At 57.5% G+C, this 11,620-nt stretch carries 9 protein-coding genes and 3 tRNA genes; 1 reads left to right on the forward strand and 11 read right to left on the reverse strand.

Features of this window, described 5'->3' with window-relative positions; all coding sequences use genetic code 11:
* Positions 1-224: 224 nt before the first annotated feature.
* The 8 genes from LT42_RS12965 to LT42_RS13000 form a co-directional block, all read right to left on the reverse strand.
* Complete coding sequence (locus LT42_RS12965; RefSeq protein ID WP_272631174.1) at positions 225-512, reverse strand: HU family DNA-binding protein; 288 nt, start codon at positions 510-512, stop codon at positions 225-227.
* 121 nt (positions 513-633) lie between these two features.
* Positions 634-3,030, reverse strand: a complete 2,397-nt coding sequence (gene lon / locus LT42_RS12970; RefSeq protein ID WP_037013639.1) for an endopeptidase La — start codon at positions 3,028-3,030, stop codon at positions 634-636.
* Between the two features lie 222 nt (positions 3,031-3,252).
* Positions 3,253-4,536 carry an ATP-dependent Clp protease ATP-binding subunit ClpX gene (clpX, locus tag LT42_RS12975; protein WP_037013640.1) on the reverse strand — a complete coding sequence of 428 codons (1,284 nt, stop codon included), beginning with the start codon at positions 4,534-4,536 and terminating at the stop codon, positions 3,253-3,255.
* Between the two features lie 115 nt (positions 4,537-4,651).
* Positions 4,652-5,293, reverse strand: coding sequence for an ATP-dependent Clp endopeptidase proteolytic subunit ClpP (clpP, locus tag LT42_RS12980; protein ID WP_037013642.1), 642 nt, complete (start codon positions 5,291-5,293; stop codon positions 4,652-4,654).
* 91 nt (positions 5,294-5,384) lie between these two features.
* The gene (tig, locus tag LT42_RS12985) at positions 5,385-6,695 is read right to left on the reverse strand and encodes a trigger factor (protein WP_037013644.1); all 1,311 of its coding nucleotides are present in this window, start codon (positions 6,693-6,695) and stop codon (positions 5,385-5,387) included.
* 375 nt (positions 6,696-7,070) lie between these two features.
* Positions 7,071-7,155 (reverse strand) — tRNA-Leu (locus LT42_RS12990).
* Positions 7,156-7,212: 57 nt separating this feature from the next.
* Positions 7,213-7,288 (reverse strand) — tRNA-His (locus LT42_RS12995).
* A gap of 59 nt (positions 7,289-7,347) precedes the next feature.
* A tRNA-Arg gene (locus LT42_RS13000) sits at positions 7,348-7,424 on the reverse strand.
* 309 nt (positions 7,425-7,733) lie between these two features.
* Between LT42_RS13000 and folD the strand changes: the two genes are divergently transcribed.
* Complete coding sequence (gene folD / locus LT42_RS13005; RefSeq protein ID WP_037013646.1) at positions 7,734-8,588, forward strand: bifunctional methylenetetrahydrofolate dehydrogenase/methenyltetrahydrofolate cyclohydrolase FolD; 855 nt, start codon at positions 7,734-7,736, stop codon at positions 8,586-8,588.
* Between the two features lie 89 nt (positions 8,589-8,677).
* Here the strand turns inward: folD and LT42_RS13010 are convergent, their stop codons facing one another.
* From LT42_RS13010 to LT42_RS13020, 3 genes are read right to left on the reverse strand one after another with little or no spacing between them, the layout of a single operon-like run.
* Positions 8,678-10,450 carry an ABC transporter substrate-binding protein gene (locus LT42_RS13010; protein WP_037013648.1) on the reverse strand — a complete coding sequence of 591 codons (1,773 nt, stop codon included), beginning with the start codon at positions 10,448-10,450 and terminating at the stop codon, positions 8,678-8,680.
* A 59-nt stretch (positions 10,451-10,509) separates the two neighbouring features.
* Positions 10,510-10,782, reverse strand: coding sequence for a DUF2160 domain-containing protein (locus LT42_RS13015; protein WP_037013651.1), 273 nt, complete (start codon positions 10,780-10,782; stop codon positions 10,510-10,512).
* Positions 10,783-10,793: 11 nt separating this feature from the next.
* Positions 10,794-11,594 (reverse strand): carbohydrate ABC transporter permease, encoded by an 801-nt coding sequence (locus LT42_RS13020; RefSeq protein WP_037017234.1) that lies wholly within the window; start codon positions 11,592-11,594, stop codon positions 10,794-10,796.
* Positions 11,595-11,620: the final 26 nt, after the last annotated feature.

Below are 11,620 nucleotides of genomic sequence, written 5' to 3' on the forward strand. Positions count from 1 at the left end.
GGTTGTACTCGACTCACCAGGCTGCGGCACACGGTAACGCGGAGCGTGGGTTGAATCCGGATAGAAGAAAGGCGCATCCGAGGATGCGCCTTCTCGTAACTTGCAAAGCGGACGGGGTTCGATGTGCGTTCCCCGAGTGACAGTCCAGCGCTTGACCAACCGCACTTGCCGCTTCACGACCAGAACAGAGATAACGCTGTCCTGAGCGGGCAAAGTAAAAGAACTTAGTTGACGGCTTCTTTCAGGGCTTTACCGGCTTTGAAGCCTGGTTTCTTGGCCGCTGGAATTTCCAGGGTCTTACCGGTCTGAGGATTGCGGCCGGTGCGGGCAGGACGATCAGTGACGGAGAAAGTGCCGAAGCCTACCAGTACAACAGAGTCGCCAGCCTTGAGAGCGCCAGTGACGGATTCGATTACAGCGTCCAGCGCACGGCCAGCAGCAGCTTTCGGGATGTCAGCGGATGCGGCGATAGCATCAATCAGTTCCGACTTGTTCACTCTAAGTCCCCTTATATATTTGAGTATTTCTAAGTTTTTTTGGGTGCAACCAAACGAACACTGAGCGGCCTGAACAGGCTTAAAGAGCCGCTTTATAGCAAGGGCTCCAAAAACCTGTCAAGGAAGGCCTCCCAGACTAATGCGTGCTGATCCTCTCCTTGGCGTCAGACTCGCGTTTTTCATCCTTGGCAACCATCTCGGGAGCCACGTCCGGCAAGGGCTCCGGCGCGTATTGCAGCGCAATTTGCAGGACCTCGTCAATCCATTTAACCGGTTTGATCTGCAGGTCCGCCTTGATGTTGTCAGGGATTTCCTTCAAATCGCGAACGTTCTCCTCGGGGATGATCACCGTCTTGATGCCCCCACGGTGAGCAGCCAGCAATTTCTCCTTCAAACCACCTATGGCCAGTACCTGTCCACGCAGGGTGATTTCACCCGTCATGGCGACATCGGCACGGACCGGGATCTGCGTCAGGGCCGACACCAGTGCCGTGCACATGCCCACGCCGGCGCTAGGGCCGTCTTTGGGGGTAGCGCCTTCCGGCATATGGATATGCGTGTCGCGCTTCTCGTGGAAGTCCAGGGGGATGCCCAGGCTCTTCGCACGGCTGCGCACAACCGTCAGCGCAGCGGTGATTGACTCGACCATGACGTCGCCAAGCGAACCGGTCTTTATCAGTTGCCCTTTGCCCGGTACAACAGCCGCCTCGATGGTCAGCAGCTCGCCGCCGACCTGCGTCCAGGCCAGGCCCGTCACCTGGCCGACTTGATCCTGCTGTTCTGCAAGGCCATAACGGAACTTTCGAACACCGAGGTAGTGCTCCAGCGTCGCTGCAGTCACAGTGACGGAGAAACGCTTCTCTTGGGCGTGCTCCTTGACCGCCTTGCGGCACACCTTGGCGATCTGGCGCTCAAGGCTGCGCACACCCGCTTCACGGGTGTAGTAGCGCACGATGTCTCGAATGGCTTCCTCTTCAAACTCGATCTCGCCCTTCTTCAAACCGTTGGCAGCGATCTGCTTGGGTGAGAGGTACTTGGTCGCGATGTTGATCTTTTCGTCTTCGGTGTAACCGGGCAGACGGATCACTTCCATCCGGTCAAGCAGCGCCGGAGGTATGTTCATCGAGTTGGCGGTGCACAGGAACATGACGTCGGAAAGGTCGTAATCGACTTCGAGGTAATGGTCGTTGAAATTGTGGTTCTGCTCGGGATCGAGCACTTCCAGCAACGCCGATGCCGGGTCGCCACGCATGTCGCTGCCCATCTTGTCGATTTCATCGAGCAGGAACAGCGGGTTGCGCACACCCACTTTGGTCATCTTCTGAATCAGGCGACCTGGCATCGAGCCAATGTAAGTACGGCGGTGTCCACGGATCTCCGCCTCATCGCGCACGCCGCCCAGCGCCATGCGAACAAACTTGCGATTGGTCGCGCTGGCAATCGACTCCGCCAGCGAGGTTTTACCCACACCAGGAGGACCGACCAGGCACAGCACCGGACCGCGAATCTTCTTCACGCGCTTTTGCACGGCGAGGTATTCGAGGATCCGCTCTTTGACTTCATCAAGACCGTAGTGGTCAGCGTCGAGAATGTCTTCGGCACGGGCGAGATCCAGACGGACCTTGCTCTGAGCCTTCCACGGCACCTGGACCAGCCAGTCGATGTAGGAGCGAACCACCGTCGCCTCCGCAGACATGGGCGACATCTGCTTGAGCTTGTTCAGCTCGGCGGTCGCCTTGGTCATCGCGTCTTTTGGCAAACCGGCCGCATCGATGCGCTTCTTCAGCTCTTCGATTTCGTTGTGGCCTTCTTCGCTGTCGCCGAGCTCTTTCTGAATGGCCTTCATCTGCTCGTTCAGGTAGTACTCGCGCTGACTGCGCTCCATCTGCTTCTTCACGCGACCGCGGATACGCTTCTCGACCTGCAGCAGGTCGATTTCGGCATCCAGCAACGCCAGAACGTGCTCGACCCGGGCGGAGAGGTCGATGATTTCAAGAATTTCCTGCTTTTGCTCGATCTTCAACGCCATGTGCGCGGCCATGGTGTCGACCAGACGACCCGGCTCGTCGATGCTGTTGAGCGAGGACAGCACTTCAGCCGGGACTTTTTTGCCCAGCTGCACGTATTGTTCAAACTGTGCCAGCAGGCTGCGGACGAAGACTTCGGATTCACGATCCGGTGCATCAACCTCGTCGATCAGCGCCACTTCGGCGCGGCAGTGACCGTCCACCTCAATGAAGCGCTCCACCGAGCCACGCTGCTCGCCTTCGACCAGTACCTTCACTGTGCCATCCGGCAGCTTCAGCAACTGCAGTACGGTCGCGACAGTACCTACGCTGTAGAGCGCGTCTTCACCAGGATCATCATCGGCAGGATTACGTTGCGCGAGCAGCAGAATCTGCTTGTCGCCAGTCATCGCGGCTTCAAGGGCTTCGATCGACTTCTCGCGTCCCACAAACAGTGGGATAACCATATGCGGGTACACCACAACATCGCGCAGTGGCAACAGAGGCAGTTCAATGGTCGTCTTCATGATTTCGCCTCTACGGCGGCCTTCAGGCCATGGACAGATATAAATAAGCTGAAAATCAAGATGGGGGTTGGACCTTAAAAAAACAAGCGCCGCTTTGAGTTAATCCGCCAGCGGTGCAGAAACGGCAACAGCCCGGCCCAGTCGGGTGAGGTGTTGGGAGGAAACGCGAAAAGGGCCCGAGGGCCCTTTTCGTTTCCAGTCGCCCGGTGCGTTGCCGAGGGGCTACGCGTCCGGTGCCGCCTTGGCAGGTGGCTCGCTGTTTTCGTAGATCAACAGTGGCTTGGAAGTGCCTTCGATGACGCTTTCGTCGATCACCACCTTGCTCACGTCCGACTGCGACGGAATCTCATACATGGTGTCGAGCAAAACGCCTTCGAGGATCGAGCGAAGACCACGGGCGCCGGTCTTGCGCTCAAGCGCGCGGCGGGCAACCGATTTCAACGCATCGGGGCGGAACTCAAGGTCCACACCTTCCATTTCGAACAGCTTGCCATACTGCTTGGTCAGCGCGTTCTTCGGCTCTGTGAGAATCTGCATCAAAGCAGCCTCATCCAGTTCGTCGAGGGTCGCCAATACCGGCAGACGACCTACAAACTCCGGAATCAGGCCGAACTTGACCAGATCGTCAGGCTCGACTTCACGCAGGGACTCGCCGACCTTCTTGCCCTCTTCCTTGCTGCGAACTTCGGCGTTGAAGCCGATGCCGCCCTTGGTGGAGCGATTCTGGATGACCTTTTCCAGGCCAGAGAACGCGCCGCCGCAGATGAAGAGAATATTGCGCGTGTCCACCTGCAGGAACTCCTGCTGCGGGTGCTTGCGACCGCCTTGGGGCGGAACGGAAGCCACAGTGCCTTCGATCAACTTCAACAGGGCCTGCTGCACGCCTTCGCCCGACACATCACGCGTGATGGAAGGGTTGTCCGACTTGCGTGAAATCTTGTCGATTTCATCGATGTAGACAATACCCATCTGGGCCTTCTCGACATCGTAATCGCACTTCTGCAGCAGCTTCTGAATGATGTTCTCGACGTCCTCACCCACGTAACCGGCTTCGGTCAGGGTGGTGGCGTCGGCGATGGTGAACGGTACGTTGAGCAAACGCGCAAGCGTTTCCGCAAGCAATGTCTTGCCGGAGCCCGTAGGGCCGATCAGCAGGATGTTGCTCTTGCCCAGTTCAACGTCGTCGTTTTTCTTGTCGCGCTGGTTCAGACGCTTGTAGTGGTTGTAGACCGCTACTGCGAGAACCTTTTTGGCACGCTCCTGACCAATGACGTACTGGTCAAGGATGCCGCTGATTTCTTTGGGCGATGGCAATTTATGCGCACTGCTCTCGGCCTGTGCTTCCTGCACCTCCTCGCGGATGATGTCATTGCACAGGTCGACGCACTCGTCACATACAAATACCGAGGGGCCGGCAATCAATTTACGCACTTCATGCTGGCTTTTGCCGCAGAAGGAGCAATAAAGCAGTTTGCCGTTGTCCTCGCCGTTGCGGGTGTCAGTCATTCGATCGATCCAATCCGGTAGGCTTGCAACACAAGATGAAGGCAATTGCCCGATATTTCAAGTCCGCAGGTGGCGCGGCGATGCCGACCACCCGGGATCATTGCCCTTCACGCAATCATTTGGCCATTTGACGACGGTCGATGACCGAGTCCACCAGACCGTATTCAGCAGCACGCTCGGCGCTCATGAAATTGTCGCGGTTGGTATCACGCTCAATGGTCTCAAGCGTCTGACCGGTGTGGTGCGCCAACAGTTCGTTCAGGCGCTGACGGATGAACAGGATTTCCCGGGCGTGGATGTCGATGTCCGACGCCTGGCCCTGAAAACCGCCGAGCGGCTGGTGAATCATGACGCGCGAGTTAGGCAGCGCAAACCGCTTGCCCTTCGCACCACCGGCCAACAGGAAAGCGCCCATGCTGCACGCCTGCCCCATCACCGTCGTCGACACATCCGGCTTGATGAACTGCATGGTGTCGTAGATCGCCATGCCTGCAGTCACCGAACCGCCAGGGGAGTTGATGTAAAGATGGATGTCCTTGTCCGGGTTCTCCGCTTCAAGGAACAGCAGTTGTGCCGAGATGAGGTTGGCCATGTAGTCTTCAACCGGGCCGACCAGGAAGATGACGCGTTCCTTGAGCAGGCGGGAGTAGATGTCATAGGCGCGCTCGCCACGGGCGGACTGCTCGATAACCATCGGGACCAGGCCGCCAGCGGCCTGGATGTCAGAGTTCTGCTGAATATAAGAATTGCGGGACATGTCTCGCATTCACTCCCAAATAGTCATGTCTTGAATACGCATAAGCCAGCGCGAAGGCTGGCTTATGGTGTTTTCGAACGAGAGAAGGTGATCAGTCGGCTTGTGGAGCTTCAACCGGCTTGACTGCCTCTTCGTACGAGACCGCTTTGTCGGTCACGCTCGCTTTCTGCAAAACAGTATCCACAACTTGTTCTTCCAGCACAACCGAACGAACTTCGTTCATTTGCTGTTCGTTCTTGTAGTACCACGCCACGACCTGCTCTGGCTCCTGGTAGGCCGAAGCCATTTCCTGGATCAGCTCGCGAACACGGGTGTCGTCTGGCTTGAGGTCGAACTGCTTGACGACTTCAGCGACGATCAGACCCAGCTCGACGCGGCGCTTGGCCTGCTCTTCGAACAGCTCGGCTGGCAGTTGGTCAGGCTTGATGTTGCCACCAAACTGCTGAACAGCCTGAACGCGCAGACGGTTTACTTCGTTTTCCAGCAGCGCTTTAGGCACTTCGATCGGGTTGGCGGCCAGCAGACCGTCCATTACCTGATTCTTGACCTTGGACTTGATCGCCTGACGCAGCTCGCGTTCCATGTTCTTGCGAACTTCGGTGCGGAAGCCTTCGATGTTGGTTTCCTTGATACCGAATTGCTTGAAGAACGTTTCGTTCAGCTCAGGCAGGGTCGGTGCCGACACCGTGTTGACGGTAACGGTGAACTCGGCGGTCTTGCCAGCCAGTTCCAGATTCTGGTAATCCTGTGGGAAAGTCAGGTTCAGAACGCGCTCTTCGCCCGCCTTGGCACCGACCAGACCGTCTTCAAAACCCGGGATCATGCGACCCGAACCCAGCACCAGCTGAGTACCGGTGGCCGAACCGCCAGCAAATGCTTCACCGTCGATCTTGCCGACGAAATCGATGTTCAGCTGGTCTTCGTTTTGTGCAGCACGGTCAACCACTTCAAAGCTGACGTTTTGCTTGCGCAGGATTTCCAGCATGTTGTCCAGGTCGGAATCGGCAACGTCAGCCGACAGACGCTCGACAGAGATGGATTCAAAACCGGCAACGGAGAACTCGGGGAACACTTCGAAAGTCGCGATGTACTCGAGGTCCTTGCCTTTTTCAAAGGTCTTGGGCTCTACGGAAGGTGCGCCAGCCGGGTTCAGCTTTTGCTCGACGACAGCTTCGTAGAAGGTTGCCTGGATCAGGTCGCCCAGTGCTTCTTGACGAGCACCGTCTTCGTAACGCTGGCGGATCACGCTCATAGGCACTTTGCCTGGGCGGAAGCCCGGGATCTTGGCTTTACGTGCGGTCTGCTGCAGACGCTTGTTGACTTCAGTCTCGATGCGCTCAGCAGGCACGCCAATGGTCATGCGGCGCTCGAGAGCGGAAGTATTTTCAACAGAAACTTGCATGGATATTCCTCGTTGCACAGACGTTAGCCGGCCGTTTCCGACCCCAGAATCAAGGGCAAGCATTCTAGTGGGTCAAACTCAAGAAGTCACCCTACTGAACAAGGGTAAATAAAGTGGCGTGCAGCCCGGGAATCGCAAGCCGATGATTCGGCCTGCGGGAGGTGTCTGGGACGCACCTGATCGCCCCCCATATAAAAGGAAGCGAAAGGACGGCCCAGTCATGATCCAGCCCCTGGAGGCACACCTTGTGGGCCTTGTGTCATGGACACATCAAGCGAGGGCCACGATGAAACCTGCGTTGAAACAAAAAAAGCCGCACAAGGCGGCTTTCTTTATCCCCTCAACACTCAAATAAAGTGTTGCGAGGCTTGTAGCTGGTGCGGACGGAGAGACTCGAACTCTCACACCTTTCGGCGCTGGAACCTAAATCCAGTGTGTCTACCAATTCCACCACATCCGCGTTTTGAAGCGCTTAAAGCAAAGGCGCCAGATTATGAATCTGGCGCCTTTTCGAATATGGGGTGGACGAAGGGGATCGAACCCTCGACAACGGGAGTCACAATCCCGTGCTCTACCAACTGAGCTACGCCCACCATATTGCGTTGTAACCGACGCATTCAAACTGAATGCTACTTGTGCCAAAGTTGCCTAATGGCGCACCCGGCAGGACTCGAACCTGCGACCATCCGCTTAGAAGGCGGATGCTCTATCCAGCTGAGCTACGGGCACTTATTTATTTGCCTTCGTTTAGACTGCAAATCAAGAGCTTTCAATCACGCTGAGCCGATCTTAACTCTACCTGACTTATTCAACCTTTCGACCGGATCTGCCGTTTCCGGCTAATCCTGTGTGGGGTTGTGCCCGACAAGTGCGACGAATCTTATAGACGGCCCAAAAGGTCGTCAACACTTTTTTCTAAAAAATTGAGTTAATTAAAGGGCTTAGCTTATTAAGCGAACCAACCGTCTTTGCCCTTGGGTCAGGTCATGCGAGAATGCGCGCTCTTTTTCCCTCCCTTCCGATGGTTAATCACGCGTAATGACTGCAAAACTAATAGACGGCAAAGCGATCGCAGCCAACCTGCGCCAGCAGATCGCCCAACGAGTCGCCCAGCGTCGCGAGCAAGGTCTGCGCACGCCCGGCCTCGCGGTGATTCTGGTCGGCAGCGACCCCGCCTCTCAGGTTTACGTCTCGCACAAACGCAAAGACTGCGAAGAGGTCGGCTTCATCTCGCAGGCCTATGACCTGCCCAGTGAAACCACCCAGACCGAACTGACCGACCTTATCGATCGCCTCAACGACGATCCGGCCATTGACGGCATCCTGCTGCAACTGCCACTGCCCGAGCACCTGGAGTCGTCCAGCCTGCTGGAACGCATCCGTCCGGACAAAGATGTCGATGGCTTTCATCCGTATAACGTCGGCCGCCTGGCCCAGCGCATTCCCCTGCTGCGGCCCTGCACTCCCAAGGGCATCATGACCCTGCTGGAAAGCACCGGCGTTGATCTGTACGGCAAGGACGCAGTGGTCGTCGGCGCGTCCAACATCGTCGGTCGTCCGATGGCGATGGAACTGCTGCTGGCAGGCTGCACCGTGACCGTGACCCACCGCTTCACTCAGGATCTGGCCGGGCACGTCGGCCGCGCCGATCTGGTGGTTGTGGCCGCGGGTAAACCGGGCCTGGTGAAGGGCGAGTGGATCAAGCAGGGTGCGATTGTCATTGACGTCGGCATTAACCGTCAGGACGACGGCAAACTGGTAGGCGATGTGGTGTACGAAACCGCCCTGCCCCGTGCAGGCTGGATTACACCCGTGCCCGGTGGCGTGGGCCCGATGACCCGCGCCTGCCTGCTGGAAAACACGCTGTATGCCGCCGAGACGCTGCACGGCTGATCGCTCCCGTATTGCGCAGCAAAGCGCACCAATGAAAAACGGCACCCGAGGGTGCCGTTTTTTATTCGCCGGAAGTCTCTCCAGCCAGCTTATTTCTTGCCCGCTTCCCAGCTCTTCAAGAGGTCGGAGTAAGCGATGGTTTCGCCCTTCGGCTTCTCGTTGGCCAGCTTGCGTTGCGGCGCCAGGAACGCACCGTTGCTCTTCTCTGCCTTGGTGTACCACTCCTCAGCCGAGGTTTCCGGGTTCATCTTCGGTGCGCAACCGCTGGCATCCTGAACCTTGGAGCGCTCGATGCGGGTCATGATTGCATCCTGATCCTTGGCCAGACCGTCGAGAGCCGCCTGGGCGGTTTTCTCGCCGGTAACGGCCTCAGCCACATGGCTCCACCACAGCTGAGCCAGCTTCGGATAGTCCGGTACGTTGGTGCCGGTCGGCGACCACTGCACGCGGGCCGGGCTGCGATAGAACTCGACCAGACCACCGAGCTTCGGCGCCAGGGCCGTCATCTCTTTGGAGTTGATGTCCGATTCACGAATCGGCGTCAGGCCCACGATAGTTTTCTTCAGCGAAACCGACTTCGACGTTACGAATTGCGCGTAGAGCCAGGCCGCAAGGCGCTTCTTCTCTTCGGTGGACTTGAGGAAGGTCCAGGAGCCCACGTCCTGATAACCCAGCTTCATGCCCTCTTTCCAGTAAGGACCTTTTGGCGATGGCGCCATCCGCCATTTCGGCGTGCCGTCGGCGTTCATGACCGGCAGACCAGGCTTGGTCATGTCGGCGGTGAAGGCGGTGTACCAGAAGATCTGCTGCGCGACGTTACCCTGGGACGGCACCGGGCCGGACTCGGAGAAGGTCATGCCTGCAGCTTCAGGCGGCGCGTAGGCCTTAAGCCAGTCGATGTACTTCTGGGTGGCATACACAGCGGCCGGGCCGTTGGTGTCGCCGCCGCGGGTGATGCTTGAACCGACCGGGTGGCAGGCTTCTACGCGAATACCCCACTCGTCCACGGGCAGACCGTTGGGCAGGCCCTTGTCGCCGCTGCCGGCCATGGAGAACCAGGCGTCAGTGAAGCGCCAGCCCAGGGATGGATCTTTCTTGCCGTAATCCATGTGGCCGTAGACTTTCTTGCCGTCCAGTTCCTTGACGTCCTCGCTGAAGAACTTGGCAATGTCTTCATAGGCCGACCAGTTGACCGGGACGCCCAGCTCGTAGCCGTATTTGGCCTTGAACTTCTCTTTCAGGTCAGCACGGTCGAACCAGTCGGCGCGGAACCAGTAGAGGTTGGCGAACTGCTGGTCGGGCAGCTGATAAAGCTTGCCGTCTGGCGCGGTGGTGAAAGACGTACCAATGAAGTCCTTGAGGTCAAGCGTAGGGGAAGTGACTTTCGACCCCTCGGCGCTCGCCATCAGGTCTGTCAGAGACATCGCTTTGCCGTAGCGGAAGTGAGTACCAATCAGGTCGGAGTCGTTCACCCAGCCGTCATAGATACTTTGGTTGGACTGCATGGCAGTCTGCAGCTTCTCGATCACATCACCTTCCTGCAACAGGTCGTGGGTGACCTTGATGCCGGTGATTTCAGTGAACGCCTTGGCCAGGGTTTTGGATTCATATTCGTGGGTGGTCAAGGTTTCGGAAACCACCTTGATGTCCATGCCACGGAACGGCTCGGCCGCCTTGATGAACCACTCCAGCTCCTTGAGCTGGTCGGCATCGGACAGCGTGGTCGGTTTGAATTCGCTGGAGGCCCATTTCTTGGCGGCATCCTCGTACTGGTCGGCCCAGGCCGAAACGCTCAAGCCACTGAGCATCACCATCGTTGCTACCGTCACACTATGTCGCAGCTTGTTTTTCTTATTGAACATAGACACCTCTTGTGTTGATTCTTATGTGATCCCGCGTTTCAACCTTCGCTAAAGCCTTCTCAACCCCAACGCATCACCACCAACAGCCACACCAGGGACAGCCCGGAGGCGACCCAGATATTCCAGCTGGTCGCGCCAATCACCAGCAGGTGCAGATAGGCGCTGCCGAGCAGGCCGATGAACAAACGATCGCCTCGCGTGGTGGCAATCGGCAAAAACCCGCGACGTTCAATGCTCGCCGAGCGCAGTTCCCACGCGGTCATCGCCACCAGAATCGCAGCGATGGACGCGAAGAAAATAGCAGTCGGCAGGGTCCAGGACATCCACTCCATTTTTCGACTCCTCAGACACGACCAAGAGCAAAGCCCTTGACCACGTGATTACGAACGAACCAGATCACCAGCATGCCCGGCAGGATGGTCAACACCCCCGCCGCTGCCAGCACCCCCCAATCGATACCTGATGCCGAAACGGTACGCGTCATGACCGCCGCGATCGGCTTGGCGTTGACCGAGGTCAGCGTACGCGCCAGCAACAACTCGACCCACGAGAACATGAAGCAGAAAAACGCAGTCACACCGATGCCCGAGCCAATCAGCGGAATGAAAATCTTGCCGAAGAACTTGGGAAAGCTATAGCCGTCAATGTAGGCGGTTTCGTCAATTTCCTTCGGAACACCGGACATGAAGCCTTCAAGGATCCACACCGCCAGCGGTACGTTGAACAAACAGTGCGCCAACGCTACCGCAATGTGCGTGTCGAACAGGCCGATGGACGAGTACAGCTGGAAGAAAGGCAGCAGGAAAACCGCTGGCGGCGCCATCCGGTTGGTCAGCAGCCAGAAGAACAGGTGCTTGTCGCCGAGGAAACGATAGCGTGAAAACGCGTAGGCCGCTGGCAATGCGACACTCAGCGATATCACCATATTCAGGCAGACGTAGTACAGCGAGTTGATGTACCCGCTGTACCAGCTTTCGTCGGTGAAGATGACCTTGTAATTCGCCAACGTGAAGTCCCGGGGGAACAGGGTCAGCCCGCCGAGGATTTCGGTGTTGGTCTTGAAAGACATGTTGACCAGCCAGTAGATCGGCACCAGCAGAAACAGCAGGTAGATCCACAGCGGAATGAGCTTTTTGAACGACACTTTTTCGCGCTTGTTCATGGGCGTGC

Source organism: Pseudomonas lutea (genome assembly GCF_000759445.1).
Classification (GTDB): domain Bacteria; phylum Pseudomonadota; class Gammaproteobacteria; order Pseudomonadales; family Pseudomonadaceae; genus Aquipseudomonas; species Aquipseudomonas lutea.

Excerpts from the sequence above, each read along its gene's own strand:
- folD (WP_037013646.1), top strand. The coding sequence starts at position 7,734 with ATGACTGCAAAACTAATAGACGGCAAAGCGATCGCAGCCAACCTGCGC.
- tig (WP_037013644.1), bottom strand. The coding sequence starts at position 6,695 with ATGCAAGTTTCTGTTGAAAATACTTCCGCTCTCGAGCGCCGCATGACC.
- LT42_RS13010 (WP_037013648.1), bottom strand. The coding sequence starts at position 10,450 with ATGTTCAATAAGAAAAACAAGCTGCGACATAGTGTGACGGTAGCAACG.
- clpX (WP_037013640.1), bottom strand. The coding sequence starts at position 4,536 with ATGACTGACACCCGCAACGGCGAGGACAACGGCAAACTGCTTTATTGC.
- LT42_RS13015 (WP_037013651.1), bottom strand. The coding sequence starts at position 10,782 with ATGGAGTGGATGTCCTGGACCCTGCCGACTGCTATTTTCTTCGCGTCC.
- lon (WP_037013639.1), bottom strand. The coding sequence starts at position 3,030 with ATGAAGACGACCATTGAACTGCCTCTGTTGCCACTGCGCGATGTTGTG.
- clpP (WP_037013642.1), bottom strand. The coding sequence starts at position 5,293 with ATGTCCCGCAATTCTTATATTCAGCAGAACTCTGACATCCAGGCCGCT.